The sequence below is a fragment of the Shinella zoogloeoides genome, from assembly GCF_020883495.1.
GTDB classification, from domain to species: domain Bacteria; phylum Pseudomonadota; class Alphaproteobacteria; order Rhizobiales; family Rhizobiaceae; genus Shinella; species Shinella zoogloeoides.
In genome coordinates, this window is record NZ_CP086610.1 from 864,344 (window position 1) to 888,435 (window position 24,092).

The 24,092-nt window shown below is 66.2% G+C and carries 25 protein-coding genes; 10 read left to right on the forward strand and 15 right to left on the reverse strand.

Going from position 1 to position 24,092, the window contains the following annotated elements; translation table 11 throughout:
* The first annotated feature begins 109 nt into the window (after positions 1-109).
* Both K8M09_RS04270 and K8M09_RS04275 read left to right on the forward strand, forming a co-directional pair.
* A complete protein-coding gene (locus K8M09_RS04270) occupies positions 110-487 on the forward strand; it encodes an MbcA/ParS/Xre antitoxin family protein (RefSeq protein WP_229342148.1) in 378 nt (125 codons plus the stop codon).
* Positions 447-1,196, forward strand: a complete 750-nt coding sequence (locus K8M09_RS04275) for an RES family NAD+ phosphorylase (RefSeq protein ID WP_160785562.1) — start codon at positions 447-449, stop codon at positions 1,194-1,196. The genes K8M09_RS04270 and K8M09_RS04275 overlap by 41 nt, the downstream gene beginning before the upstream one ends.
* Here the strand turns inward: K8M09_RS04275 and K8M09_RS04280 are convergent, their stop codons facing one another.
* Entirely contained in the window at positions 1,197-2,717 is a 1,521-nt protein-coding gene (locus K8M09_RS04280; protein WP_160785563.1) for an ABC-F family ATP-binding cassette domain-containing protein, read from the reverse strand.
* A 449-nt stretch (positions 2,718-3,166) separates the two neighbouring features.
* Positions 3,167-4,729 carry a helicase HerA-like C-terminal domain-containing protein gene (locus K8M09_RS04285; RefSeq protein WP_160785694.1) on the reverse strand — a complete coding sequence of 521 codons (1,563 nt, stop codon included), beginning with the start codon at positions 4,727-4,729 and terminating at the stop codon, positions 3,167-3,169.
* 234 nt (positions 4,730-4,963) lie between these two features.
* On the opposite strand from K8M09_RS04285, the gene K8M09_RS04290 reads away from it, so the two are divergent.
* Positions 4,964-5,353 (forward strand): hypothetical protein, encoded by a 390-nt coding sequence (locus K8M09_RS04290; RefSeq protein WP_160785564.1) that lies wholly within the window; start codon positions 4,964-4,966, stop codon positions 5,351-5,353.
* Positions 5,354-5,362: 9 nt separating this feature from the next.
* On the opposite strand, the gene K8M09_RS04295 is transcribed toward K8M09_RS04290, so the two are convergent.
* Positions 5,363-6,517, reverse strand: a complete 1,155-nt coding sequence (locus K8M09_RS04295) for an MFS transporter (RefSeq protein WP_160785565.1) — start codon at positions 6,515-6,517, stop codon at positions 5,363-5,365.
* 135 nt (positions 6,518-6,652) lie between these two features.
* Between K8M09_RS04295 and K8M09_RS04300 the strand changes: the two genes are divergently transcribed.
* Complete coding sequence (locus K8M09_RS04300; RefSeq protein ID WP_160785566.1) at positions 6,653-7,156, forward strand: GrpB family protein; 504 nt, start codon at positions 6,653-6,655, stop codon at positions 7,154-7,156.
* 18 nt (positions 7,157-7,174) lie between these two features.
* On the opposite strand, the gene tam is transcribed toward K8M09_RS04300, so the two are convergent.
* The 3 genes from tam to K8M09_RS04315 form a co-directional block, all read right to left on the reverse strand.
* Positions 7,175-7,948, reverse strand: a complete 774-nt coding sequence (tam, locus tag K8M09_RS04305) for a trans-aconitate 2-methyltransferase (RefSeq protein ID WP_160785567.1) — start codon at positions 7,946-7,948, stop codon at positions 7,175-7,177.
* Between the two features lies 1 nt (position 7,949).
* Positions 7,950-8,600, reverse strand: coding sequence for a haloacid dehalogenase type II (locus tag K8M09_RS04310; RefSeq protein WP_160785568.1), 651 nt, complete (start codon positions 8,598-8,600; stop codon positions 7,950-7,952).
* Between the two features lie 259 nt (positions 8,601-8,859).
* Positions 8,860-9,900, reverse strand: coding sequence for a zinc-dependent alcohol dehydrogenase family protein (locus tag K8M09_RS04315; protein WP_160785569.1), 1,041 nt, complete (start codon positions 9,898-9,900; stop codon positions 8,860-8,862).
* A 183-nt stretch (positions 9,901-10,083) separates the two neighbouring features.
* Between K8M09_RS04315 and K8M09_RS04320 the strand changes: the two genes are divergently transcribed.
* Together K8M09_RS04320 and K8M09_RS04325 are read left to right on the forward strand one after the other, a co-directional pair.
* Positions 10,084-10,968, forward strand: coding sequence for a branched-chain amino acid aminotransferase (locus tag K8M09_RS04320; protein ID WP_160785570.1), 885 nt, complete (start codon positions 10,084-10,086; stop codon positions 10,966-10,968).
* 150 nt (positions 10,969-11,118) lie between these two features.
* Positions 11,119-12,093 (forward strand): S41 family peptidase, encoded by a 975-nt coding sequence (locus K8M09_RS04325; protein WP_160785571.1) that lies wholly within the window; start codon positions 11,119-11,121, stop codon positions 12,091-12,093.
* Between the two features lie 32 nt (positions 12,094-12,125).
* Here K8M09_RS04325 and K8M09_RS04330 read toward each other — a convergent pair whose 3' ends face one another.
* A complete protein-coding gene (locus K8M09_RS04330; protein WP_160785572.1) occupies positions 12,126-12,524 on the reverse strand; it encodes a hypothetical protein in 399 nt (132 codons plus the stop codon).
* A 262-nt stretch (positions 12,525-12,786) separates the two neighbouring features.
* Here K8M09_RS04330 and K8M09_RS04335 point away from each other — a divergent pair, with 262 nt between their 5' ends.
* The gene (locus K8M09_RS04335) at positions 12,787-13,389 is read left to right on the forward strand and encodes a superoxide dismutase (protein ID WP_160785573.1); all 603 of its coding nucleotides are present in this window, start codon (positions 12,787-12,789) and stop codon (positions 13,387-13,389) included.
* Positions 13,390-13,398: 9 nt separating this feature from the next.
* Here K8M09_RS04335 and K8M09_RS04340 read toward each other — a convergent pair whose 3' ends face one another.
* On the reverse strand, positions 13,399-14,142 hold the full coding sequence (locus K8M09_RS04340) for a helix-turn-helix transcriptional regulator (protein ID WP_160785574.1): 744 nt from the start codon (positions 14,140-14,142) through the stop codon (positions 13,399-13,401).
* Positions 14,143-14,266: 124 nt separating this feature from the next.
* Here K8M09_RS04340 and K8M09_RS04345 point away from each other — a divergent pair, with 124 nt between their 5' ends.
* The 3 genes from K8M09_RS04345 (at position 14,267) to K8M09_RS04355 (ending at position 16,567) form a co-directional block, all read left to right on the forward strand.
* Complete coding sequence (locus tag K8M09_RS04345) at positions 14,267-14,902, forward strand: LysE family translocator (RefSeq protein WP_160785575.1); 636 nt, start codon at positions 14,267-14,269, stop codon at positions 14,900-14,902.
* 118 nt (positions 14,903-15,020) lie between these two features.
* Positions 15,021-15,464, forward strand: a complete 444-nt coding sequence (locus K8M09_RS04350; RefSeq protein WP_160785695.1) for a c-type cytochrome — start codon at positions 15,021-15,023, stop codon at positions 15,462-15,464.
* Between the two features lie 194 nt (positions 15,465-15,658).
* Complete coding sequence (locus tag K8M09_RS04355; RefSeq protein ID WP_160785576.1) at positions 15,659-16,567, forward strand: cytochrome c; 909 nt, start codon at positions 15,659-15,661, stop codon at positions 16,565-16,567.
* Between the two features lie 245 nt (positions 16,568-16,812).
* Here K8M09_RS04355 and K8M09_RS04360 read toward each other — a convergent pair whose 3' ends face one another.
* The 7 genes from K8M09_RS04360 to K8M09_RS04390 all read right to left on the reverse strand — a co-directional run bounded on the left by K8M09_RS04360 (position 16,813) and on the right by K8M09_RS04390 (position 24,082).
* On the reverse strand, positions 16,813-17,397 hold the full coding sequence (locus K8M09_RS04360) for a DJ-1/PfpI family protein (RefSeq protein WP_160785577.1): 585 nt from the start codon (positions 17,395-17,397) through the stop codon (positions 16,813-16,815).
* A 50-nt stretch (positions 17,398-17,447) separates the two neighbouring features.
* The gene (locus tag K8M09_RS04365) at positions 17,448-17,948 is read right to left on the reverse strand and encodes a GNAT family N-acetyltransferase (RefSeq protein ID WP_160785578.1); all 501 of its coding nucleotides are present in this window, start codon (positions 17,946-17,948) and stop codon (positions 17,448-17,450) included.
* 220 nt (positions 17,949-18,168) lie between these two features.
* A complete protein-coding gene (locus tag K8M09_RS04370) occupies positions 18,169-18,615 on the reverse strand; it encodes a hypothetical protein (protein ID WP_160785579.1) in 447 nt (148 codons plus the stop codon).
* Positions 18,616-18,694: 79 nt separating this feature from the next.
* Complete coding sequence (locus tag K8M09_RS04375; protein ID WP_160785580.1) at positions 18,695-20,203, reverse strand: protein adenylyltransferase SelO; 1,509 nt, start codon at positions 20,201-20,203, stop codon at positions 18,695-18,697.
* 81 nt (positions 20,204-20,284) lie between these two features.
* Positions 20,285-22,378, reverse strand: a complete 2,094-nt coding sequence (locus K8M09_RS04380) for a S9 family peptidase (RefSeq protein ID WP_160785581.1) — start codon at positions 22,376-22,378, stop codon at positions 20,285-20,287.
* A 173-nt stretch (positions 22,379-22,551) separates the two neighbouring features.
* On the reverse strand, positions 22,552-22,863 hold the full coding sequence (locus K8M09_RS04385; protein WP_229342305.1) for an ArsR/SmtB family transcription factor: 312 nt from the start codon (positions 22,861-22,863) through the stop codon (positions 22,552-22,554).
* A gap of 91 nt (positions 22,864-22,954) precedes the next feature.
* Positions 22,955-24,082: an AI-2E family transporter gene (locus K8M09_RS04390; protein ID WP_160785583.1), complete on the reverse strand. Its 1,128-nt coding sequence runs from the start codon at positions 24,080-24,082 to the stop codon at positions 22,955-22,957.
* Positions 24,083-24,092: the final 10 nt, after the last annotated feature.

The window sequence follows — 24,092 nt, forward strand, 5'->3', positions numbered from 1 at the left end:
ACCTCCCGAAAGCCCGGATGTTCCCTGCATCCGGGTTTTTCGTATGTACGAAATCCTTGTCATAAGAAAAATAAGGCATATATTGTTTCTCATGAAAGGAGGTCGCACCATGCAGCGCAAACCCGTACAACAGGCCAATGCCGAGGGCGTCGTGCTCACCAAGGCGGCTGTCCGCGCGGCGGACGGGCTGGGCCTGACGGCGCGCATCCTCTCGGCGGTCATCGGCGTTTCGGAGGCGACGGTCTCGCGGCTGAAGCGGCAGGATGTGCTGCTGGAGCGCGGCACGAAACCCTTCGAGCTTGCCGTTCTTCTGGTGCGTCTCTTCCGCTCGCTCGACGCCATCACCGGCGGCGACGAGGCCGTCTCCCGCGCCTGGATGGTGGCGGACAACACGGCGCTCCGCGCCCGCCCCATCGACCGCATCACCTCCGTTACCGGCCTTGTCGATGTCCTTGCCTATCTGGACGCCCGCCGCGCTCTCGTCTGAGGCGCGGCCCTTTTCGGGGCCCGTCTGGCGGTTCGTCGAGGCGCAACACCGCGTCTCGACCCTGAAGCTCGTCGATACGCTCGATGAACAGGCCTTGCTCGAAGACATTCTGGAGGAGAGCAAGCCGGTCCTGCCGCCCGAATGCGCCGGCCTCGATTACCTGCTCGCCACGCCCTTCCGCTACGGCGCGGTCTACCCGCACGGCTCGCGTTTCCGCAGGGCAGGGCGCACGCTCGGCGTCTACTATGCGGCGCTGACGGTGGAGACGGCGCTGGCCGAAATGGCCTTCTACCGCCTGCTATTCTTTGCCGAATCGCCGGCAACGCCGCTGCCCGGCAATGCCGCCGACTACACCGCCTTCTCCGCCGCCATCGCGACGGACAGGAGCCTCGACCTCACCCTGCCGCCGCTCGACCGCGACGCCCCGCACTGGACGCACCCGACCGACTACGCCGCCTGCCAGTCGTTGGCCGACGGCGCGCGGGAAGGCGGCATCGCCGCCATCCTCTACCGCTCGGTGCGCGACCCCGCCGCCGGCAGCAACATGGCGCTGCTGACGGCAACGGGCTTTGCCGCGCCGAAGCTGGTAGAGCGCCAGACCTGGCGCATCCGCCTCTCTGCCCTCGGCGTGCAGGCGCTCTGCGACCATCCGCCAAGACGCATCGGCTTTTCCCGCGAGGATTTTCGCGGCGATCCGCGTATCGGGTGATCAGGCCAGCAGCGCCGCCTCCTCGAAGAAGTCTTCCGGCCCGTCCACCTCGATCAGCTTGCGCTTCTCGATCAGCCAGAAGCGGTTCGCCACCGCCCGCACGAAGGCGCGGTCGTGCGAGACGAACAGGCAGCTTGCCTCCTGCGCCGTCAGTTCCCGTTCCAGCGCTTCCTGCCCCTCGATGTCGAGATGGTTGGTCGGCTCGTCGAGCAGGTAGAAATTCGGGTTGGTGAGCCGCAGCACCAGCATGCCGAGCCGCGCCTTCTGCCCGCCGGAAAGCTGCCCGACCGGCCGCCCCTGCATCTCCACCGAAAAGCCCGCGCCGGCAAGCAGGCTGCGCGCCCGCTGGTCGCCCACGTCGAAGCGGTGAATGATCGTGCCATGCGGCGTTTCCGTATCCGAAAGGTCGGAAAGCGCCTGGTCGCCATAGCCGAGCACCAGCGAGGGCGTCGGCTTGATACCCAGTTCGCTTGCGCCCTCGATCGCCTGCCGCAGCCGCCGCACCAGCCGCGTCTTGCCGGTGCCGTTGAGGCCGAGCAGCACGATGCGGTCGCCCTGGCAGATGAATTTCCGCCCGGTGCGGAAGAGCGGCGTTCCATCCGGCGTCTCCACCGCGGCGTCCTCCAGCGTCACCAGCACCTTGGCATGGGTGCCGCGCCCCGCAAGCCGGATCGCGCCGGCCGAGCGCTCCAGATGCGCGGGCCTGGCCGTCTCCTCGATCCGCTCGGCCCGGGTTTTCAACTGCTTGGTCTTCACCACCAGAAGGTCGCTGCCGGAATTGATGCCGATATTGTTGAGCTTGGCCGCCTGCTGGCGAAGCTGCTGCGCCGTCTTCATGTCCTTCTCGAAACGCCGCTCCTCCGCCGCATCCGCCTCGTCCAGCGCGGCGCGGGCGCGGGAATAGGGCAGGGCGAAGACCTGCGAGCGCTCGGGCCGCAAGAAGAGCGTGCGGTTCGTCACCGCATCGAGGAAGGCGCGGTCGTGGCTTGAAAGGACAACCGGCATGTCGCGCGGCAATGTGCCGAGCCAGTTTTCCATCCGGGCGATCTTTTCGAGGTCGAGATGGTTGGTCGGCTCGTCCAGCAGCAGCACGTCCGGCTCGCCGACGCGCACGCGGGCGACGAGCGCGATGCGCTGCCATCCGCCGCTGAGGGCCGCAAGCGGCCGCTCGCGCAGCGCCTCTGGCACCTCCAGCTCCTCCAGCGTCACATCGGCGCGCCAGCTTTCGCTGTCCTGCTGCTCGGGGCAGAGGGCGCTCAGCACCGCTTCGCGGAAGGTGAGCTTTTCGAGGCTGGGCGGAAGGTGCTGCTCCATATGCCCGACGGTGAGGCCGCGGGCGCGGGTAATCTCGCCCGTCGTCGGCTCGAAAGCGCCGGTGATGCATTTCAGCAGCGTGGACTTGCCGCGCCCGTTGGCGGCGACGAGGCCGATGCGGTCGCCGGCGGCGATGGAGAGGTTGAGGTTGGCAAAGAGGTCGGTGGACAGCGTGACGCCGAGCGCACGGATATTGATGAGCGACATGGAAAGTCTCTGGTCTTCAGGGCTTCGCGGCGCGGCGTCAGCCGTCAGTCACGCGAAAGGCCGGGGAGTTTGATGCAGGCGCAAGGCCGCATCGCCGGGTAGGGCAGACCAGAAGAGAAAATGTGTTCGTTCCGATCAGCCCTGCAAACGCATCTGCAGGGCAAGATCAGGGCCATGTGTGCGATGTGGCAGGAAGCCGAACTTCACGGCACAGTCCCTTTTACGTGTTGCGAACGGGGGCATGGGTAGCATCGGAAAGGCGCGTTGGCAACGGTGCTGCCCCTCATCCCGCTGCCGCGACCTTCTCCCCGCAGGCGGGGAGAAGGCGAATGCCGCGCCGGCTTCCCGTAAAACGAGCCGGTAGAGATGGAATGCTGCAGAGCCACAAGTCCCTTCTCCCCGCTTGCGGGGAGAAGGTGCCGGCAGGCGGATGAGGGGCCGCCCGCAGCCTACCGCCGCAAGCTCCCGAGAATCCCGCGCACCAGCGCCCGCCCGAGCGACGACGCCACGGTGCGCGCCACGGATTTCATCGCCGCTTCCGCTACCGTTTCACGCTGGTAGCCGGCACGCGGTTTCGCCTGCTTCGGCGCGGCGGGCGTGGTCGGTTCTTCATCGCCGAAGCCGGGCAGGGTCCAGCGGCTGCCGCCGGAGGAGGGCTGGGCCTCCTCGGTCTGCGCCTGTTCCTGCGCAGCGGCAGCATCGGCGGCCTTCTTGGCGCGGGCCATCAGCATCTCGTAGGCCGACTCGCGGTCGAAGTCCTCGTCATAGAGGCCGGCGACGGGGCTGACCTTCATGATGTCCTGCCGCTCGGCATCCGTGACCGGGCCGAGGCGCGAGACCGGCGGGCGCACCAGCGTGCGTTCCACCATGGAGGGCGCGCCCTTGCCTTCGAGCGTCGAGACCAGCGCCTCGCCGGTGCCGAGCTGGGTGATCACCTCGGCGCAGTTGAAATCCGGGTTGGGGCGGAAGGTGTCGGCGGCGGTCTTTACAGCCTTCTGCTCGCGCGGCGTATAGGCGCGCAATGCGTGCTGCACGCGATTGCCGAGCTGGGCGAGCACCGTTTCCGGCACGTCGAGCGGGTTCTGCGTGACGAAATAGACGCCGACGCCCTTGGAGCGGATAAGGCGCACGACCTGTTCCACGCGCTCGATCAGCACCTTCGGCGCATCGTTGAAGAGCAGGTGCGCCTCGTCGAAGAAGAAGACGAGTTTCGGCTTTTCCGGGTCGCCCACTTCCGGCAGAACCTCGAAGAGTTCCGAGAGCATCCAGAGCAGGAAGGTGCCGTAGAGGCGCGGGTTCATCATCAGCTTGTCGGCGGCCAGCACCGAGATCGCGCCGCGTCCGTCATTGGTGGTGCGCATGATGTCGGAAATCTTCAGCGCCGGCTCGCCGAAGAACTGTTCGGCCCCCTGCTGCTCGAGGATCAGCAGCTCGCGCTGGATCGAGCCGACGGAGGCTTTGGAGATGAAGCCGTACTGGTTGGAGAGCGCCGAGGCGTTCTCGCCCATGTAGTTGAGAAGCGCCTGCAGGTCCTTGAGGTCGAGCAGCGGCAGGCCGCCCTGGTCGGCGATCTTGAAGGCGATGTTGATGACGCCTTCCTGCGCGTCCGTCGCGTTCATCAGGCGCGAGAGCAGCAGGGGCCCCATCTCGGAAATGGTGGTGCGGACGCGGTGGCCCTTCTCGCCGTAAAGGTCCCAGAAGATGACCGGGAATTCCTGGAAATCATAAGGGGTGAGGCCGATCTGGTCGGCGCGCTTCTGGAGGAAATCCTTCGGCTCGCCCATCGCGCCGATGCCCGAAAGGTCGCCCTTCACGTCGGCGCAGAACACCGGAACGCCGGCATTGGAAAAACCTTCGGCGAGGATTTGCAGCGTCACCGTCTTGCCGGTGCCGGTCGCGCCGGTCACGAGACCGTGACGGTTGCCGAACTTCAGCTCCAGATATTCCGGCTTGTTGTTGGTGTCGTCGGGCTTGCGGCTGGTGCCGATATAGAGTTTCCCGTCCTGAAGAATGGAATCCGCCACGTTGAAACTCCCTGGCTGCCGGTCCTGCGATTCGTCCGGCCGCGCATCGCTTCGGCCATGTTTTCATTGAATCGTCTTCCACAGCTTATAAGGATAGTCCGGCAGGCAAACAACACGATTTGCGGGCGCGCCGACCCTCATGAAAGCGCATCGGAGCCGCTTGAGTTTGTCGCGGAATTCATTTACCTTGACGTCAACGTCAATTCCATTGGAGGATTTTCCATGAGCGATCTCGTCACCCGCGTTGCCGATGCCGTCGGCATCGATGCTGCCCTTGCCGAAAAGGCGATCGGCATGATGCTCGGCTTCCTGCAGCGCGAAGCGGCCGATGGCCCGGTCGCCAAGATGATCGAAGCCATTCCGGGCGCGTCCGATCTCGTCGCCAAGTATAATGGCGAAGGCGAAAGCAAGGGCCTGCTCGGCAGCCTGATGAGCGCCATCGGTGGCGGCGGCGTCATGGGCCTCGGCCAGCAGCTCATGAGCCAGGGCCTCGGCATGGGCGAAATCACCGGCCTTGCCAAGGAAACCATCGCGGTCGCCCGCGAACATGCCGGCGCCGACGTGGTCGACGAAGTCGTCGCCTCCGTCCCGGGCCTCAGCCAGTTCGTCTGATACCTTCGCTTACCGCCGCCGCGCGAAAAACAGCGCGGCGGTGAAGGCGGTGAGGCCGAGGCCGACCGAGATCGGCCCGGCCTGCGGTCCGCCCGCATCCATGATCGCGCCTGTCAGGCCCGATCCCGCGCCGCTGCCGACCGAGTAGGCGAGCGCGAAGGCCGCACTGCCGGCCACCAGCATGGAGCCGCTGTGCCGTTCGCCGAGCATGGTGAGCGCGCAGGTATAGAGCGAGAAGGCGGCCGCGCCCATGATGGCGAAGACCGTGAGGATCGCGATTTCCGACCGAACCAGCGGCAGCACGAAGTAGCTCAAGGCCGCGACGCTGACGGCGGCGAGCGCCACCCGTTCGCGCGGCAGCCTGTCGAGCAGCACGCCGATGAAGGGCTGGGCGATGGCCGTCGGAAGGGCGAGCACGGTCACGCTGATGGCGGCGAAGGACTGGCTGTAGCCCATCTTCACGAAATAGACCGGCATGGCGGAGATCGCCGCGATATCGGCGAAACCGAAGGCGAAGACCATGCCGACGAGAAGCGGCGCGGCCTTGAAGAAGCGGAAGAGATCGCCGTTGGAGGAAGGCTCGGGCACGGTCTTCGTCGAGAACATCAGCATGCCGGTGGCGAACGCCACGATGGCCAGATAGACCGCCGTCAGCGCAAAGCCGAGGCCGCCTTCGCTGCCGAGCAATGGAATGGCGAGCGGCCCGGCCGCGAAGCCCGCGCAGATACCTGCGCCGTAGAGGCCGGAAACCCGCCCGCGCAGCCGGTCCGGGCAGGCGGCATTGAGCCAGGCTTCGCCCAGCATGAAGATGACGCTGGCGAAGAAGCCGAGCAGGAAGCGCGCAACGAGCCAGACCGTGAAGGAGGCCGAGGCGGCGAAGGTGGCAAGGCACATCGAGCAGACGACGAGGCTTGCGATGATCAGCCGGTCCGCCCGCCAGCGCGAGGTGAGGCTGCCGATGAGCAGCGTCGAGGCCCCCATGCCGGCCGCATAGGCGATGGCGTTGACGCCGATCATCGAGGGCGAGAAGCCGCGCGATTCCAGCGTCAGCGAGACGAGCGGATAGGTCAGCCCCTGCGCCACGGAAAAGGCGGTCGCGCCAAGCACGACGGCGACAATGGCCGGCCAGTCCGGCGAAACGACGGTTGAAGACGAGGACTGCATGAAAGGCTCCCTGCCGCAGGCGCGGCCAAACCTCTCCCATACTCCGCCCGCCGGTTTTTGGAAAGGCGGGCAGGTGGATTGCGGCTTCCCGATGGTCTAGCCTCGCGGGGCAACCTCACGGAAGGGGAAAGCCCGATGGCGACACTGGTCGAAATCGTCCCGTACGATCCGGCTTGGCCAACGTTTTTTGCAAATGCGCAGGCCGTCCTGCGGGCGTGGCTCGGCTCCGCGGTGGTGGCGGTCGACCATATCGGAAGCACATCCGTGCCCGGCATGCCGGCCAAGCCGGTGATCGATATCGATATCACCCTGACCGGTCCGGATGCTATTCCGGGCGCTGCCGCACGCCTCGTCGAAGCCGGCTACGAGCCGCGTGGAAACCGTTACGGCGACGATGTTTGGGCATTCCTGTCGAAGAGCGCCATGCCGAGGCTGCGGGTCTATCTCTGTCCTCCGCACAACCGCACGCATGAGCAGCGCCTGCTGTTCCGCGACTACCTGCGCCGGCACGATGCTGCCGCCATGGCATATGCGACCCTGAAAAGGCGTCTTGCGGAGCGGTTTCCCTATGACGGGGATCGCTATACGGCGGAGAAGAGCGCGTTCGTCCAGGGCATCGTGGCGAAGGCTGTATCCTGACCGCCTTGCCCGCGCCGGCTACGCCTTCACCGCCACGATGAACAGTCGCGGGAAGCGCAGCAACCGCCGCCCGTCCGCCATCGGCGCATAGGCCGCTGCGATCCGCGCCTCGTAGTCCGCGAGAAAACCGTCGCGCTCTTGCGCCGGGATGCGGTCGAGATAGGGGCGAAGGCCGGTGCCCTTGACCCATTCGACGATGGCCGCCGCATCCGCCATCGGGTGGTTGTAGACGGTGTGCCAGACATCGACGCGCGCCGCCTTCGGGCCGAGGGCGTCGAAATAGGCGGCGGGGGCGGGGAGTGGTTGGCGGCGCGGCGTGCCCTCGGCAAAGGCGCTTTTCCACGGGCCGGCCTGCGCGCTTTCCTCCATCAGGAGATGGGAGGGTTCCATCAGGTTGTCCGGCATCTGCACGGCCAGCATGCCGCCGGGGCGAAGGCCGTCCATCAGCCGCGTCATCAGCGCCACATGCTCGGGCAGCCATTGGAAGACGGCATTGGCGAAGAGCAGGGCGGCCGGGTCCGGCGGGCGCCATCTGGCAAGATCGCATTCGACGAAATCGATGCCCGGCAGGCGCTGGCGCGCCGCCTTCAGCATGTCGGCCGCATTGTCGACGCCGCGCACGCCCCGGCCGGGAAAACGCCTTGCGAGCAGTTCCGTCGAGTTTCCGGGGCCGCAGCCGAGATCGTAGACCGTGCCGGCCCGAAGGTCCGCCGGCACCTGGGCGAGGAGATCGGCGGCCGGGCGGGTGCGCTCGTCCTCGAATTTCAGGTACTGCGCGGCGGACCAGGCCATTCTAGAGGCTTTCCAGCGAGGGCAGGATGAGGGCGGGGCCGAGGTCGAAATATTCGTCCGGCATGTCGGAACGGTTGATCCAGACGGTGCGGAAGCCGAACTTCGTCGCCCCGGCAATGTCCCAGCGGTTGGAGGACTGGAAGGAGACGGCGTTCGGGTAGAGCCGATAATTCGTCGTCACCAGATCGTAGACGGCGGGGGCGGTCTTGTAGGTCTTCAGCGCGTCGACGGAGAAGATGTCGTCGATCACGGTGTCGAGCGCGGCGTTCTTGACCGCCGAGGCCAGCATGGCGGGCGAGCCGTTGGAAAGGATGGCGATATGCGCGCCGCGCTGCTTGAGCGCCTTCAGCACGGCCGGCACTTCCGGGTAGCAGTCGAGCTTCCAGTAGGCGTCGAGCAGCTTTTGCCGCAGCGCCGGATCGACGCCGCCGATGCGCTTGAAGGTGTAGTCGAGCGCCTGTTCGGTGAGCTGCCAGAAATCCGCATAGGCGCCCATCAGCGCCCGCGTCCAGGAATATTCGAGCTGCTTGGCGCGCCAGATTTCCGAGAAGATCTGGTAGTTCGGCCCCACATCGCCGGCATGGCGCCGCACCGCCGCGTGCACGTCGAACAACGTTCCATAGGCGTCGAACACATAGGCGGCATGGGACATGGCGGCGATTCTCCTGCACTCTTGCCGTCGATTGGCGGGTATCGGGGGGCGAATGTCAATTGCGCGCTTTGCCCCTCATCCGCCTGCCGGCACCTTCTCCCCGCAAGCGGGGAGAAGGGGAGGATGCAAGGCCTCTTCCAACCGCCAACTTTTCGTGATGGGAAAGCCTCACCTCTTGCTCCTTCTCCCCGCTCGCGGGGAGAAGGTCGCGGCAGCGGGATGAGGGGCTTTCTCTGACAGGGGGCTCTTAAACTACCCCTTAGAACCGCGTGATCACGCTGATCCCCAACTCCGTCGCCCGGTCCATCGCCATCAGCGCCGGCACGGCCTCCTCCAGCCCGATATGCCGCCCGATCAGCTTCTGCGGCGCAAGCTTGCCGCTTGCGATCATCGCCAGCATGGCGTCGTAGCGCCAGGCCTGCATGCCGTGGCTGCCGTAGATTTCCAGTTCGTGGCCGATGACCTGCGCCATGGGAATCTGCGGCGTCGCATGGTCGGCCAGCATCAGCCCCACCTGCACATGCCGCCCGCGCCGGCGCAGGTTCTTGATCGAGTTGAAGCAGGTGACGGGCGACCCCAGCGCATCGACGGAGGCATGCGCCCCGCCGCCGGTGATCTCCCGCACGGCTTCAGCCACATCGGCCACATCGCGGGCATTGATCGCCGCGACCGCTCCCATCTTCTTCGCGAAATCCAGCTTCTCGGCGGAAATGTCGATGGCGATGGGGTTCGCGCCGAGCGCGGCGGCGATCATGATGGCGGAAAGGCCGACGCCCCCGCAGCCATGCACCGCCACCCATTCCCCGCCCGTCACCCGCGCCTGGTCCACCACCGCGCGGAAGGATGTGGCGAAGCGGCAGCCGAGACTGGCGGCCGTGGCGTAGTCGATGGCTTCAGGCAGATGCACGAGATTGTGGTCGGCATGGTCGATGGCGACATATTCGGCAAAGGAACCCCAATGGGTGAAACCGGGCTGGAATTGTTCCTCGCAGACCTGTTGATTGCCCGAGCGGCACTCGCCGCAATGGCCGCAGCCGGAGACGAAGGGCACCGTCACCCGCTCGCCCTCGCGAAAACGCCGCACGGCCTTGCCGACCGCCACCACCCTGCCGGCCAATTCATGCCCCGGCACATGCGGCAGCCTGATATCCGGGTCATGCCCCATCCAGCCATGCCAGTCGCTACGGCAAAGCCCTGTCGCCTCCACCTTGATGACGACCCCGCCGGACGTTGGCGTCGGATCGGGAAGCACCCGGATTTCCGGTGTCGCCTCGAAGGCTTCGTAATACATGGCGCGCATGGCGGTCCTCCCTTTGCCTCCTGTATCGCATGCGCCCGAAGCCCCCTCAACCGCGCCATCCATGACAAGGCCTGATGCACCCATTCAACATCTTGAATGGACAAGCGGCGCGCGCTGGCGGAAGGCAATCGGGACTTGACCGGCTGCGCCGGCCGGGCCTTGATGGGCTAAAGGAGAAGAAAGATGCCAGTCGATACCTCACCGCGCTCCGCCACCTGGACCTTCGTGGATGGCGAATGGATTTCCGGCAATCCGCCGCTCATCGGCCCCACCTCGCACGCCATGTGGCTCGGCTCGACCGTCTTCGACGGCGCGCGCTGGTTCGACGGCATCGCGCCGGACCTCGACCTGCATTGCCAGCGCATCAACCGCTCGGCCGAAGCGCTTGGCCTTTCTGCGACGGTCTCCTCCGAAGAGATCGAGGCGCTCGCCTGGGAAGGCGTCAAGAAGTTCGACGGCAAGACGGCGATCTACATCAAGCCGATGTACTGGGCTGAGCACGGCTCGCCGATCAGCGTCGTCGCGCCGGATGCCGGCTCCACGCGCTTTGCGCTCTGCCTCTTCGAGGCCTCGATGGGCGATCCCAACGCCGCCTCCTCGCTGACCGTCTCGCCCTTCCGCCGCCCGACGGTGGAGTGCATGCCGACGGACGCCAAGGCCGGCTGCCTCTACCCCAACAACGCCCGCATGCTGGTGGAGGCCAAAAAGCGCGGCTTCGACAACGCGCTGGTGCGCGACATGCTGGGCAATGTCGCCGAAACCGCCTCGTCCAACATCTTCATGGTGCGCGACGGCGTCGTCTTCACGCCCGCCGCCAACCGCACCTTCCTTGCAGGCATCACGCGCTCGCGCGTCATCGCCCTGCTGCGGGAAGCCGGCTTCGACGTGGTCGAGACCACGCTCACCCCCGCCGATTTCGCAGCCGCCGACGAGATCTTCACCTCGGGCAACTATTCCAAGGTCGTGCCGGTCACGCGTCTGGAAGACCGCGAACTCGCGCATGGCCCGGTCACCGCCAAGGCGCGCGACCTCTATTTCGACTGGGCGCATTCGAACGGCGATGCGTGAATGACGGCCTGAAGATGGGAGCGCCTGTCGCAAGCACCGTCGTGAAGGGGGGAGTTGCGACAGGCCCATTGGATTTGCGGTATTGCGCGCGCCGCGGATTCGTCCAGACTGGCGGTTGCCCTTGTGTTTCGAGCAGCAATCGAGAGCCTGATGCCGCAACGCCGCCGATCACCGTTCCTCGCCGCTTTTCTCGCGGCCATTCCGGCCCTCGCCACCGTTCCATGCCATGCTTGGGCCGAGGTGCAAGGCGCACTTCTGGATCGGCAAACCGTCGGGAAGACGATTGCCGGCATCGCCGTGGAATTGCGTGAAGGATATGTCTTTCCTGAGAGGGGAGCGCAGGCGGCGGATGCCCTGGAGGCGGCCTTGGCGGAAAACGCCTATGCCGATGCCACCGACCCGGCACGGTTCGCGGAACAACTGACCGAACAATTGCGGGCGATCACCCGGGACGGCCATGTGAGGGCGATCTTCGGCTCGCCGTTCCGCAACCAGCCTGCCGCGGCGGAGCCGGAGGGCGCCGGCTTCGAGGTGCGGCGGCTCGGCGGCGATATCGGATATATGCGCCTCGAACGGTTCATGCCGCCGGAGATATTCAAGCCGGCCGCCGACGATGCCATGCGCAGCCTGTCGGATACGGCCGCGCTGCTTGTCGACATGCGGGACAATGGCGGTGGGCATCCGGCATCGGTCGCCTATCTCGTCAGTTTCTTCCTCGATCCGGGCGAGCGGGTCCACATCAACGATCTCATCTGGCGCAACCGCGGGACCACGACCTTCAGAACGGAATCGTTCTGGAGTTCGCCGACGCCAGTGCATTACGAAAAGCCCGTCTATGTGCTGGTCGGTCCTGAAACCTATTCGGCGGGTGAGGAATTCGCCTACGACCTGCAGGCGCTGGAGCGTGCGACCGTGGTCGGCGCGAAAACGCGCGGGGGCGCCAATCCGGGCGGCTTGATGGAACTCGGCTCCGACCTCTTCGTCGTTATACCGACGGGAAGGGCGGAAAACCCCATAACGCACGGCAACTGGGAGGGCGCTGGCGTGCGCCCGGACGTTCAGGCCGGCTTGGAGGACGCGCGCGACGTTGCGCTTGCCCTGGCAACACGCCGCGACAAGACATAGGACGCTGCCCGTTCCGGCCTCGCGCGCGCCGTCTATTCCTGCCCGGCTGCATCCTCGGTCGTATTGTCCCCTGTCGCGGCACGTTCCTTCGCGGCCGCCTCGCGCTCGCTTTCGCGCACCACATGCAGGAAATCGGCGGCGATGGGCGGGGAGACCTCCACGGTCTTCTTCTGCTTGTCGTAGATGCAGAGATAGGTGATCTGGCTTTTCGATTCCGGCGAAAGCCCCTCGATGGCGGCGATGCCGAAGGATTGCGTGCCGGTCGGCTCGACGAAGACATTCGGGGTGCCCAGCGCCTCCGGCAGGCTGGCAAGGCAGCTTTTCTCCACATTCGCGCGGAATGCCTCCCAGGCATCGGAGGAGGAGGCATGGGCGTTTGCGGCGGCAAGGGCAAGGACGGGGGTCGCGACGGAAAGGCGGGTTGCACGCATGGTTGGCTCCGGATGGCGGGGAAGGGACGAAACGTCGCGTCCCGGAAAGAGGTTCCGCCTGCCCTTGAACGGACACGGCAAATCGGAAGGATTTTGCCGTATGGCAGGAAAATTTGGAAGGCGGGCGGTTGCCTCTTCCGGTTGCCGCTCCTATGTTCCGCTCACGGATTTCCTTCACAAAATTCCGTCGCCAGAGCAATTCCAGCATCGGCCGACAAGCGCCGGCCCCCGGAATTGCGGCAAACAAAGAGGAGACACCACGATGGCTTTCGAACTTCCGCCGCTTCCCTACGATTACGACGCGCTCGCGCCCTTCATGTCGCGTGAGACGCTCGAATATCACCACGACAAGCACCACAAGGCCTATGTCGACAACGGCAACAAGCTGGCGGAGGAAGCGGGCCTTGCCGGTCTCTCCCTCGAGGAGATCGTCAAGAAGTCCTACGGCACCAACCAGGGCCTCTTCAACAATGCCGGCCAGCACTACAACCACGTCCATTTCTGGAAGTGGATGAAGAAGGGCGGCGGCGGCAAGAGCCTGCCGGGCGCGCTCCAGAAGGCCATCGACAGCGATCTGGGCGGCTATGACAAGTTCAAGGCCGATTTCGTCGCCGCCGGCACCACGCAGTTCGGCTCCGGCTGGGCCTGGCTCTCCGTCAAGGACGGCAAGCTCGCCATCTCCAAGACCCCGAACGGCGAAAACCCGCTGGTCCACGGCGCGGAACCGATCCTCGGCGTCGACGTATGGGAGCACTCCTACTACATCGACTACCGCAACGCCCGCCCGAAGTACCTCGAAGCCTTCGTCGACAGCCTGATCAACTGGGACTACGTCCTGGAGCGCTACGAAGCCGCAACGAAGTAAGCCTTCGGCTTACCGGATTTCGCAAACCCCGGCTGGAAACGGCCGGGGTTTTTCGTTTCTAACCCACTGCCGGTTCTCCGCCCAGCCGGAAATCCAGAGCTGCCGCAGCCCGTCGCCTTCACCGCGAAAAGACCCGCCCGCCATCGCGTAGGCCTCCACGCGGTCGGCGCGGAAGTTGCGGATGGCTTGCCGCAGTTCGCACCAGGCGACGATGTTCGCCGTTTCCGAATAGTAGATGAGGGCGATGGGGCGGATGGTGCGCTCGGTGGCGCGGGCATATTCGTCCCGATAGTCGATCAGCAACGTCTCTTCGTCGCGGATCGCCCGGCGCACCGTGGCAAGGTCGATGCCCTCGGGCTGGCGCGGGACGGTGCCCCAGGCGTGCAGCGCGCGGGCGGAAAGCGTGTGGCGCAGCGGCGGGGGCACCGCGCCGGCGATCTTGTCGCCGACCCTTTTGGCGGCGGCCTGCAGTTCCGCGTCGCCCGTGCGCTCCAGCAGCGCCAGCGCCAGCACCACGGCCTCCGTCTCTTCGATGGAGAACATCAGCGGCGGCAGGTCGAAGCCGGGGCGCAGGATATAGCCGATGCCGCGCTCGCCCTCCACCGGCACGCGCATCGCCTGCAGCGCGGCGATGTCGCGATAGATCGAGCGCACCGTCACCTCCAGCCGCCTGGCGATTTCAGCCGCCGTCACCGGCTGGCGGGCGAGCCGCAGGATCTGGATGATCTCGAAGAGCCGTGATGCCTTGCGCACTGATTTTCCTCGTCACAACTGACACATCCCTGTCAGTTGGTCTTCAGTATAGCATAGGATCAAGCGCTTGAAACAAAAGGGCGGCATAGGGCTGCGGCGCAAAACAAGGCAACGGCCAACTGACATGACCTACAGCGAAAACCTCTGGCTCTTCTTCCTGCTCGTCTCCGGCATCATCATCGTGCCGGGCATGGACATGGTCTTCGTGCTGGCAAGCTCGCTTTCCGGCGGCCGCAAGGCTGGGCTTTCGGCGACTTTCGGCATCATGGCGGGCGGGCTGGTGCATACGCTCTATGCCGCTCTCGGCGTCGGCATGCTGCTGCATTTCGCGCCGAAGCTGTTCAATGCGCTGCTGCTGTGTGGTGCGGCCTATGTCGCCTGGATCGGCTGGCAGCTCTTCCGCAGCTCCATCGTCATCGACGATGTCGCAAGCCTCGACCGGCGCGGCCTTGCCACGCGCTTCCGTCAGGGCGCGCTGACGAGCCTCATGAACCCCAAGGCCTATCTCTTCATGCTCGCCGTCTTCCCGCAGTTCCTGCGCCCGGAATTCGGCCCGCTCTGGCGGCAGTCGCTCGTCATGCTGCTGATGATCTGGGCAATGCAGCTTGCCGTCTACGGTGGCCTCGCGCTCGCCGCCGCCCACAGCCGCGACGCCCTTGTCGGCAGCCCAGCCGCCACCCGCTTCGTCGGGCGCGCGGCCGGTGTGCTGCTCGTCGCCATTGCGGTGGTTACGGTGTGGCGGGGTTGGGGGACTGTTTGAGGCGCGCCGGCCCGATTTCAAAAAGATTTTACTTTCCTCGACTTTCTAAAATGCAATCATGGCCGCGCATCCGAACCGGCGGCGCGGCGAGCCGGCCGCCAGAACATGGGAGAACCCGATGAAGGTCAGGACTTTGGCGGTTGCGGCGGTGCTTGCGGCTCTTGGCGCAGGCGCTGTCGTGGCGGCGGACGAGCCGCAGGTCGTCCGCCAGGAGATGATGAAGAAGGTGGGTGGCGCCATGGGTGCGCTTTCCGGCATCGCCAAGGGTGAGAAGCCCTACGATGCGGAGGTCGTCAAGGCATCGCTGGCGACGATGAGCGAGGTGGCGAAGGCCTTCCCGGACCAGTTCCCGGCCGGCTCCGAGGCGGGCCACGAGACGGAGGCCAGCCCCAAGATCTGGGAAGCGATGGACGACTTCAAGGCGAAATCCGCCAAGCTCGTCGAAGCCGCCGATGCGGCGCTCGCAAGCCCGCCGGCCGATCAGGCGGCGGTCGGGGCGGCGCTGGGCGCGATCGGCCCCAATTGCGCGGCCTGTCATGAGGTCTATCGCATCAAGAAATAGATGCGGTAGGCCGGTCACCGGAAAAGAGATGGCGTTGCCCCGGTCCGTCGGCTGACGGAGCCGTGGGGATGGTCTCGCCGCATTCCACCCGGCAGGAGGGGAGCGCGGCGAAAGGCCGTCCTGACGGCTCCCGCGCGGGCCGGGGTAACGCTTTCGTGGTCCGCCGGTGCAGAGGCCGGCAAGAGGGATGCTTCATGGCACTCAGGAAAATTCTCGGCGGGGTCGTCGCGCTCGGGGCGATCGGCGTGGGCGCCTTCGTCTTTCTCACCGCGCCGGAGCGGCTGCCGGCGGCCGAATGGGCCGCCGCGGGCGAGCCGGACCTTGCCAATGGCGAGCGCATCTTCAATGCCGGCGGCTGCGTGAGCTGTCATGCCGCGCCCGGTGCGCCGGATGATCAGCGGCTCGTGCTGGCGGGCGGGCTGGCGCTGAAAAGCCCGTTCGGCACCTTCCACGCCCCCAATATCTCGCCCGATGAGACGGCCGGCATCGGCGCGTGGACGCTGGCGGAATTCGGCGATGCGATGCGGCGCGGCACCGGCCGCGACGGCGAGCATCTTTATCCGTCCTTCCCCTACGCCTCCTATGCGCGCATGACCGTCAAGGACGTCGCCGATCTCTACGGTTATCTCAAGACCTTGCCGAAGAGCGCGAATGTCGCGCCGGATCACGACCTGCCGTTCCCCTTCAACATCCGCCTCGCGCTCGGCGGCTGGAAGTTCCTCTACCTGAACGAAGCGCCCCGCGTGGAGCTTGCCAATGCCGACGACGTCGTCAGGCATGGGCAGTATCTCGTCGAGGGGCCGGGCCATTGCGGGGAATGCCACACGCCGCGCGACATGCTGGGCGGCTTGCGGACCGGCCAATGGCTTGCCGGCGGGCCGAACCCGGAAGGCGAGGGGCGCATCCCCAACATCACGCCGGCCGAGGGCGGCTTTGGAAGCTGGAGCGCGGGCGATATCGTCAATTACCTCGAAACCGGCTTCACCCCGGATTTCGACAGTGTCGGCGGCTCGATGGTCTCCGTGCAGAAGAACATGGCGCGGCTGCCGAAGGAGGACCGTGAGGCGATCGCGGCCTATCTGAAGGCGATTCCGGCGCGGTAGGGCGGGTGACGAGGGGAAGCCGTAGTGCTCCCCGGTTTGCGGGTGTCGGTTTTGGAATTCGGTTGGAGCCATATGTCCCTTCTCCCCTCGGGGAGAAGGTGCCGGCAGGCGGATGAGGGGGATGCCGAAGGCAAGCATTGCGGGTGCGTTGGCCCCCTCATCCGACCCTTCGGGCCACCTTCTCCCCGAGGGGAGAAGGGAGGTGCGGCACCCGCTGAATTCCATAGACGACTGGCCGGTCGGGCTTAGCCGCGCGCCGGCCGGTGCTCGTTGCCGTACAGGGCGAGATAGTCCAGCAGTTCGGGCGAGCCGAGGCCGATGGCGATGAGGATTTCCCGTGCGAAGGTGACGGGCGCGGCGCCCGAGGCGGTGATGACGCCTTGGTCGCAGACGGCCTGGGGCTGGTCGCGGTAATGCGCGTGGCCGCGATAGGCTGGCACGATCTGCGGCAGTTCGTCGGCGTGGTTGCCGGTATGCGCCCGTGTGTCGAGCACGCCCATGCGCCCGAGCGCCAGCGTGGCGTCGCAGATGCCGGCGACCGGCTTTCCGGCCGCCAGGAACCGTCCGACCGGAGCCGAGAGGTCGGGCGGGGCGGCGGACTGCCAGATGGTGCCGCCGCACAGCACCAGCACGTCGAAATCCTCCGGCCTTGCGTCCTCCGCCCTGCCGGCGGAGGCGACGGCAAGGCCGCCCAGCGAGGTGACATCCGCCCCGCCGGGCGTCAGCACCACGGTCGTGGCCTTGCAGTGGTGGCGTGCGGTCGCGGTCAGCAGGCCGCATTCCCAGTCGGCATAGCCATCGGTCAGAACGATCGCCAGTCGCTTCGTCATGGTCGTCTCCCAGGGGGCGGCTCCGGGCGGAGCCGTTTGAAGATAAAGGGTCAGCCGAGCGCCTGCACGTAGCGCATGCCCGTCACCGGCCCGGCGCGGAAATTCATCTGTTCGTAGAAGCGGTGCGCGCCGAAATTGCCGGTCGCCGCGCTGACGGAGAGGTAGCCGCAGCCGGCGATGCGCGCATGTTCGCGGGCGCGCGAGACGAGGTGGCGGCCGATGCCGTGGCCGCGATGACCGCCGCGCACGAAGATCTGGTGCAGTTCCATGCCGCGCAGGCCTTCCATCGCACGGTAGAGGGGAACGAGCAGCGCGTAGCCGATCAACCGGCCGCCGGCTTCCGCCACGAGCGCGGTGACCCACGGGCTGGTTCCGAAGAGATCACGGTCGAGGTCGGCGGCGGAGATTTTCGCGGTGTCGCCGTGGCATTCGGCATGCAGCGCGATCATGTCGAGCATCTGCTGCAGGTCGCCCGGGCGCGCGGCGCGGATGGTCAGCATCGGCGGGCGTTCGACGGCGTGGGGATCGAGCTTGATGACGGTGTTGGGCATTTCGGGCTCCTTGGATTTTCTGCCATCAGGTGCCCTAAAACAACAAAGCCGCCTGATGGCGGCTTGTTGACATGATCGAACAGCCGCTCCTTATCGGAACAGCCAAAAATACGTTGCGGCGATGTGCGTGCTCTTGATCATGGGCGCGATATTCTCCCTTTCGCGCCGTTTGTCAATCGACTTTCTTGGCGGCGCGAAAGAGGGAAGGCGGGATGCCGGGTCAGGCCGGGGTCTCTTCTGGCGCACCGGCGACGGTCTGGCCGTCGGCCTGCCCGGTTTCGTCCACGCCCAGCCGTTCCTTGATGGTGCGGCGAAGCTCTTCCTCGATGGCCTTGCGCTGGTCCGGCGGCAGTTGGGCGAGGCTCTCCTCGGTGAGGCCCATGGCCTCGAGCAGTTCCTTGCGCAGGCGCTCGATGGGGCTCATCTTCGAAAGCTCCATGAATTCGGCCAGCAGGTTCTCGCTGTCCCGGTCGGCCTTTTCCGCCTTGTTGGCCCAGAGCGCGTTGGCAAGGCCGGACGGCATGGCGGCCGGGCCGGCCTCGACGGTCGGGATGTTGCGGGTAGGGGAGCGGCCGCCGCCCATGCCGTCGGAGAGGCTGTTATCGGTGCTGGCCGGCCGCTGCCGGTTGAGCGCATAGGCGGAAAGCGTGCTGCCGTCGATCTTCATGAAAATGGCTCCTCGAATGTGCGGGAACCATTAGCGGTTGCGGCTGTCGCGGACCTTGCGCGACAGCCGGGCAGGCGGCTCAGGTGCCGCAGAACGTGGCGGTGACCTCTTCGCCGGGCTTGGGCGGCATGGCATAGGCGGCGAAGGCGGGCCGGTCTTCGTAGGGCCTTGCCAGCACGTCGTTCAGCGCATGGAACAGCGAGAAATCGCCGTGGTCGACCGCCGCCGTCAGGGCTTCCTCAACCTTGTGGTTGCGCGGGATGAAGGCCGGGTTGACCCGGCGCATCGCGGCGGCGCGGGCCTGCGGCGAGGCGGCCTCCCGTGACAGCCGCTCGCGCCAGAGGGCGAGCCACGGCCCGAGCGCGGCGGGGTCTGCAAGGAGGGCCGCAAGGGCGGTGTCCGCCGCCGCGTTCTCCGCCGTGTCCGTGAGCCGGCGGAAGGCCAGCGTATAGTCGGCCTTCTGCTCGTAGAGCGTGACGAGCAGGTCGCGGATCAGCGTCTGGTCGCTCTCCTCCTCATCCGCGCCAAGGCCGATCTTGGCGCGGATAGTCGCCTTCCACTGGGTCTGGAATTTGTCCATGAAGCGCCCGACGGCCGCGTTGGCGGCGTCCACCGCCTTGTCCTGGTCGTCATCGAGAAGGGCGAGCAGGGCTTCGGCAAGCCGGGCGATGTTCCACTGGCCGACCATCGGCTGGTTGCCGAAGGCATAGCGCCCGCCATGGTCGATGGAGGAGAAAACGGTGCGCGGATCGTAGCGGTCCATGAAGGCGCATGGGCCGAAGTCGATCGTCTCGCCGGAGATCGTCATGTTGTCGGTGTTCATCACCCCATGGATGAAGCCGACGCCGAGCCATGCCGTAATCAGGCGAGCCTGCCGTTCGGCGATGGCGTCGAGCAGGGCGAGATAGGGCTTCTCCGCATCCTTCAGGTCGGGATAATGCCGGTCGATGACGTGATCCGCCAGCACGCGCACGTTCCCGGTATCGCCGCGGGCCGCGAAGAACTGGAAGGTGCCGACGCGGATATGGCTTGCCGCCACGCGGGTCAGGATCGCGCCCGGCAGCACCCGGTCGCGATAGACCGGCTGGCCGCTGGCGACGGCGGCGAGCGCCCGCGTCGTCGGGATGTCCAGCGCATGCATCGCCTCGCTGACGATATATTCGCGCAGCACCGGCCCGAGCGCGGCCCGCCCGTCGCCACGGCGCGAATAGGGCGTCTGGCCCGCACCCTTGAGCTGGATGTCGCGGCGCTGGCCGCTGCGGTCGATCACCTCGCCGAGAAGGATCGCCCGCCCGTCGCCGAGCTGCGGCACGAACTGGCCGAACTGGTGGCCGGCATAGGCCATGGCGAGCGGCAGCGCGCCGGGCAGCGGCGCGTTACCGGAGAAATAGGCCGCGCCGTGCCGCGCCAGCGCTTCGGCGTCGAGGCCGAGGTCTTCGGCAAGCGTCCGGTTGAAGGCGATCAGCCGCGGCGCTTCCACCGGCGTCGGATCGACGGGCGCGAAGAAGGCGTCCGGCAGGCGCGCATAGCTGTTGTCGAAGGGAATGGGGCGGGTCCTGTCCGCCGCTGCCGTCGTTGCGCCGCTCATCGTCGTCCGTCCGTTGCTGCCTTGTTATGAGATAGGGCGTCGGGGGGCGGAGTGGAAGGCCTTCGCCGCCGGCCTCCCGCCCTACATCTTCCCGGCCACCTTGATCGCGAACGCATATTCGAAGGCGATTTCCTCTAGCCGCTGGAAGCGGCCCGACGCGCCGCCATGGCCCGCGCCCATATTGGTCTTGAGCAGGATCGGCTCGCTGCCGGTGGTCTTCTCGCGCAGCCGCGCCACCCATTTCGTCGGCTCCCAGTAGGTCACGCGCGGATCGGTGAGACCGGAGAGGGCGAGGATGGCGGGGTAGGGCTTCGCCCCGACATTGTCATAGGGCGAGTAGCTCGCCATGAGCTGGTAGAAGTCCTTGCTGTCGATGGGATTGCCCCATTCCGGCCATTCCGGCGGGGTCAGCGGCAGGGTGTCGTCCAGCATGGTGTTGAGCACGTCGACGAAGGGAACGGCCGCGATGATGCCGCCGAATTTCTCCGGCGCCATGTTGGCGATGGCCCCCATCAGCATGCCGCCGGCCGAGCCGCCTTCGGCGACGATGTTCGCGTAGGACGTGAACCTTTCCTGATTCAGATAGTCGGCCGCCGCGATGAAGTCCTTGAAGGTATTGGTCTTCTTGTCCATCTTGCCGTTTTCGTACCAGGCGAAGCCCTTGTCCTTGCCGCCGCGGATATGGGCGATGGCATAGACGAAGCCGCGGTCGGCGAGCGACAGGCAATTGGTGTTGAAGGAGGCCGGGATGGTGATGCCGTAGGCGCCGTAGCCGTAGAGCAGGCACGGGGCCGAGCCGTCGAGCGGCGTGTCCTTGCGGTAGAGCAGGGTCACGGGCACGCTCTCGCCATCCCAGGCCGGGGCGAAGACGCGGCGGGTGACGTAGTCGTCCGGGTTGTGGCCGGAGGGCACTTCCTGCGTCTTCAGCAGCCGGCGCTCGCGCGTCGCCATGTCGTAGTCGAAGAGCTGCGATGGCGTCGTCATCGAGGAGTAGGAGAAGCGGATGACGTCGGTGTCGTATTCCGCAGCGCCCGACAGGCCGAGCGAATAGGCCTCTTCGGCAAAGGCGATGGCGTGTTCCTCGCCGCTCGCCCGGTCGCGCACGACGATGCGCGGCAGGCCCTCGTGGCGTTCCAGCCAGACGAGGTGACGGGCGAAGGCCATGTGGTTGAGGATCAGCGTGCCGGGGCGGTGCGGCACGACCTCCGCCCAGTTCTCGCGGCCGGGCGCGATCACCGGCGTCTGCATGATCTTGAAGTCCTTCGCGCCGTCGGCATTGGTGAGGATGTAGAAGACGTCGCCGCCCTCCGTCATCGAATATTCGAGGCCCGTCTGGCGCGGGGCGACGAGAGCCGGGGCGGCGAGCAGGTCCTTCGTCGAGAGCAGGCGGTATTCGCTCGTCTCGTGGTCGTGGATATCGACATAGATGAAATCGTCGAGCAGCGAGCCGCTGACCGACATGAAGAAGCCAGCGTCCTTCTCCTCGTAGACGAGGCGGTCCTTCTCCTGCGGTTCGCCGAGGATGTGGTGGACGATCTTCGAGGGGCGGTGGTTCTCGTCGAGCGCGGTGTAGAAGAAACTCTTCGCATCCGGCGCCCATACGCCGCCGCCGCCGGAATTGACGATCTCGTCGGCATGGTCCCGGCCGGTCGCAAGGTCGCGCACCTTCAGCGTGAAATATTCCGAGCCCTTGTCGTCATAGCCCCAGATGCCGACGGAATGATCGGTGGAGTGGTCGATGCCGGAAAGGCGGAAATAGTCCTTGCCTTCGGCCTCCCTGTCGCCGTCGAGCAGGATGGCGCGCTCGCCGCCGTCGCGCGGCTCGCGGAAGTAGCGCGGCTGCTCGCCGCCGGTGACATAGGCGGTACCGTAGGCGAAGGGGCCGTCCTTGACCGGCACGGAGCTGTCGTCCTCCTTGATGCGCCCGCGCATCTCGGCAAACAGCGTCTTCTGCAGCGCCTCGGTGTCCGCCATGGCGGCGTTCATATAGGCGTTCTCCGCCTCCAGATGCGCGCGGATCTCCGGCTGGAGAATGGAGGGGTCCTTGAACATCGCCTGCCAGTTCTCGTCGCGGAACCAGGCGTAGTCGTCGGTGCGGGTAATGCCGTGGCGGGTGTCGGAGACGGGTTTTTTCGCGGCAAGGGGAGCGGTGGGCAGGTTTTTGAAGACGGACAAGGTTTCACTCCGGCAAATCGGTAGGCGGGATCAAAGAGATAGAGAGGCCCTACCTTTGCATCAAGGTCATGACCGAAGGTTTGCGCGCTGCGTGGGGGAGGCGGTATCGAAGGAGACGGAAAGTTGCGGCGGACCCGTGGGGAACGCCGTCGAAGGGCCGGGAGGGGCCGCTGCTACAGGATCTGCGTATCGTTGCAGAAGATCGCGCCGAGCGCGCCGACGAGCTGGCAGGCGCGTTCGTCGGTCAACCTGTAGAAAATCTGCTTGCCTTCGCGGCGCGCGCTGACGACGCCGGCTTCGCGCAGCACGTTGAGCTGCTGGGAAAGGGTCGGTTGGTGGACGGCGAGCTTGGTTTCAAGCTCCGAGACCGAAGTTTCGCCTTCGGCGAGCGTACAGACCAGCAAAAGCCGCGCCGGGTGGGCCAATGTTTTCAGGAGACCGGATATTCTGGCCGCCCGAATGGCCCTCGCCCGGGAGGCCGGCATAGCCTCACGGAATGGGATGATGACCACGGGATACTCCATACATTAGCAGTCTATTTTATATTATACGCGATTTTTAACGATCTGCCAGTGGTTACCCGGGTAGGTTGGGCCGGGCCTTTCGCTTTGCGGGGCGCAGTTCGTCGGCGATCGTCATGCCGATGATGGAGAGGGGAAGCGCGAGCATCGCGCCGGCCGCGCCCCACATCCAGGTCCAGAAGATGATGGCGGTGAAAATGAGGAAGGCGTTGACCTCCAGCCGCTTGCCCATGACCGCCGGCATGACGAGGTTTTCCATCGCAAGATGCACGAGGAAGAAGGCGAGCGCGGGCAGCAGGCCCATCGCCAGCGTCTCGTGCGTCAGGAGGCCGGCGGCCGCAAGCGCGATGGTCATCAGCGTCACGCCGAGGAAGGGCACGAAGCTGGAAAGGAACGCGAAGAGCCCCCAGAGCGCGGGCATGGCGAGCCCCCCGCCCCAGGCGATGAGGGTGGCGGCGATGCCCAGCCCGCCATAGACCAGCGCGGCGGTGGCGAAATAGTAGCCGAGCGCGCTGTCGATGGCGTTCATGATGCGGATGGCCGCCAGCCGCTGGCCGCGGCGGGGAAAGGCCATGATGAGCATCTGCCGCAGCTTCAGCCGCGCGGAGAGGAAGAGCACGAGCGCGGCGAAGAAGATCATGGCCTGCAGCAGCGCGGGGGTGAGGCTGGCCGAGAGAATGCCGAGGATGCTGCCGGTGTTCTCCAGCACCTTCTCCATCGACATCTGCCCCGTCTCGAAGGTCTGCGCATGGAGGTTCAGCCAGCCGAAGCGGGAAAAGAGCGGGGTTATCCGGTCATAGGCGCCGCGCACGAGATCCGGCGCGTTGGCGGCGAGTTGGGCGATCGGGTCGGCGAGCAGGCCGGCGATGAAGAACAGGCCGGCGCCGAAGAGGCCGGCCAGCAGCAGGGCGGTCGGCAAGGGGGGAATGCCGAGCGTGTTGAGCTTTTCCGCCGCCACGCCGAGGATGAGCCCGGTGACGACGGCAAGGGAAAGCGGGATGAGGATCGGCGCCATCAGGTAGACGACGCCCATGGCCATGATGACGAAGATGCCGATGGCCGCCCAGGCGGCGGCAATGTCCAGCCCGTAGCGGCGCGGCGTCTCCCGTAGAGTATCGCGCGCCGGATCGGGACCGGCTTGCAGGAGGCGGCGTTCGGCGGGCTTTCCGGATATATCGTGCATGGCGCATCCC

What these genes read in the sequence shown, in the direction of transcription:
- K8M09_RS04295 (WP_160785565.1), bottom strand. Translation starts at nt 6,517, where the DNA reads ATGCAGTCCTCGTCTTCAACCGTCGTTTCGCCGGACTGGCCGGCCATT.
- K8M09_RS04360 (WP_160785577.1), bottom strand. Translation starts at nt 17,397, where the DNA reads ATGACGAAGCGACTGGCGATCGTTCTGACCGATGGCTATGCCGACTGG.
- K8M09_RS04365 (WP_160785578.1), bottom strand. Translation starts at nt 17,948, where the DNA reads ATGCCCAACACCGTCATCAAGCTCGATCCCCACGCCGTCGAACGCCCG.
- K8M09_RS04375 (WP_160785580.1), bottom strand. Translation starts at nt 20,203, where the DNA reads ATGAGCGGCGCAACGACGGCAGCGGCGGACAGGACCCGCCCCATTCCC.
- K8M09_RS04315 (WP_160785569.1), bottom strand. Translation starts at nt 9,900, where the DNA reads ATGCGCGCCATGTATTACGAAGCCTTCGAGGCGACACCGGAAATCCGG.
- K8M09_RS04385 (WP_229342305.1), bottom strand. Translation starts at nt 22,863, where the DNA reads ATGCCGGCCTCCCGGGCGAGGGCCATTCGGGCGGCCAGAATATCCGGT.
- K8M09_RS04330 (WP_160785572.1), bottom strand. Translation starts at nt 12,524, where the DNA reads ATGCGTGCAACCCGCCTTTCCGTCGCGACCCCCGTCCTTGCCCTTGCC.
- K8M09_RS04310 (WP_160785568.1), bottom strand. Translation starts at nt 8,600, where the DNA reads ATGTCCCATGCCGCCTATGTGTTCGACGCCTATGGAACGTTGTTCGAC.
- K8M09_RS04320 (WP_160785570.1), top strand. Translation starts at nt 10,084, where the DNA reads ATGCCAGTCGATACCTCACCGCGCTCCGCCACCTGGACCTTCGTGGAT.
- K8M09_RS04355 (WP_160785576.1), top strand. Translation starts at nt 15,659, where the DNA reads ATGGCACTCAGGAAAATTCTCGGCGGGGTCGTCGCGCTCGGGGCGATC.
- K8M09_RS04370 (WP_160785579.1), bottom strand. Translation starts at nt 18,615, where the DNA reads ATGAAGATCGACGGCAGCACGCTTTCCGCCTATGCGCTCAACCGGCAG.
- K8M09_RS04275 (WP_160785562.1), top strand. Translation starts at nt 447, where the DNA reads ATGTCCTTGCCTATCTGGACGCCCGCCGCGCTCTCGTCTGAGGCGCGG.
- K8M09_RS04350 (WP_160785695.1), top strand. Translation starts at nt 15,021, where the DNA reads ATGAAGGTCAGGACTTTGGCGGTTGCGGCGGTGCTTGCGGCTCTTGGC.
- K8M09_RS04290 (WP_160785564.1), top strand. Translation starts at nt 4,964, where the DNA reads ATGAGCGATCTCGTCACCCGCGTTGCCGATGCCGTCGGCATCGATGCT.
- K8M09_RS04280 (WP_160785563.1), bottom strand. Translation starts at nt 2,717, where the DNA reads ATGTCGCTCATCAATATCCGTGCGCTCGGCGTCACGCTGTCCACCGAC.
- K8M09_RS04325 (WP_160785571.1), top strand. Translation starts at nt 11,119, where the DNA reads ATGCCGCAACGCCGCCGATCACCGTTCCTCGCCGCTTTTCTCGCGGCC.
- K8M09_RS04345 (WP_160785575.1), top strand. Translation starts at nt 14,267, where the DNA reads ATGACCTACAGCGAAAACCTCTGGCTCTTCTTCCTGCTCGTCTCCGGC.
- K8M09_RS04390 (WP_160785583.1), bottom strand. Translation starts at nt 24,082, where the DNA reads ATGCACGATATATCCGGAAAGCCCGCCGAACGCCGCCTCCTGCAAGCC.
- tam (WP_160785567.1), bottom strand. Translation starts at nt 7,948, where the DNA reads ATGGCCTGGTCCGCCGCGCAGTACCTGAAATTCGAGGACGAGCGCACC.
- K8M09_RS04270 (WP_229342148.1), top strand. Translation starts at nt 110, where the DNA reads ATGCAGCGCAAACCCGTACAACAGGCCAATGCCGAGGGCGTCGTGCTC.
- K8M09_RS04300 (WP_160785566.1), top strand. Translation starts at nt 6,653, where the DNA reads ATGGCGACACTGGTCGAAATCGTCCCGTACGATCCGGCTTGGCCAACG.
- K8M09_RS04335 (WP_160785573.1), top strand. Translation starts at nt 12,787, where the DNA reads ATGGCTTTCGAACTTCCGCCGCTTCCCTACGATTACGACGCGCTCGCG.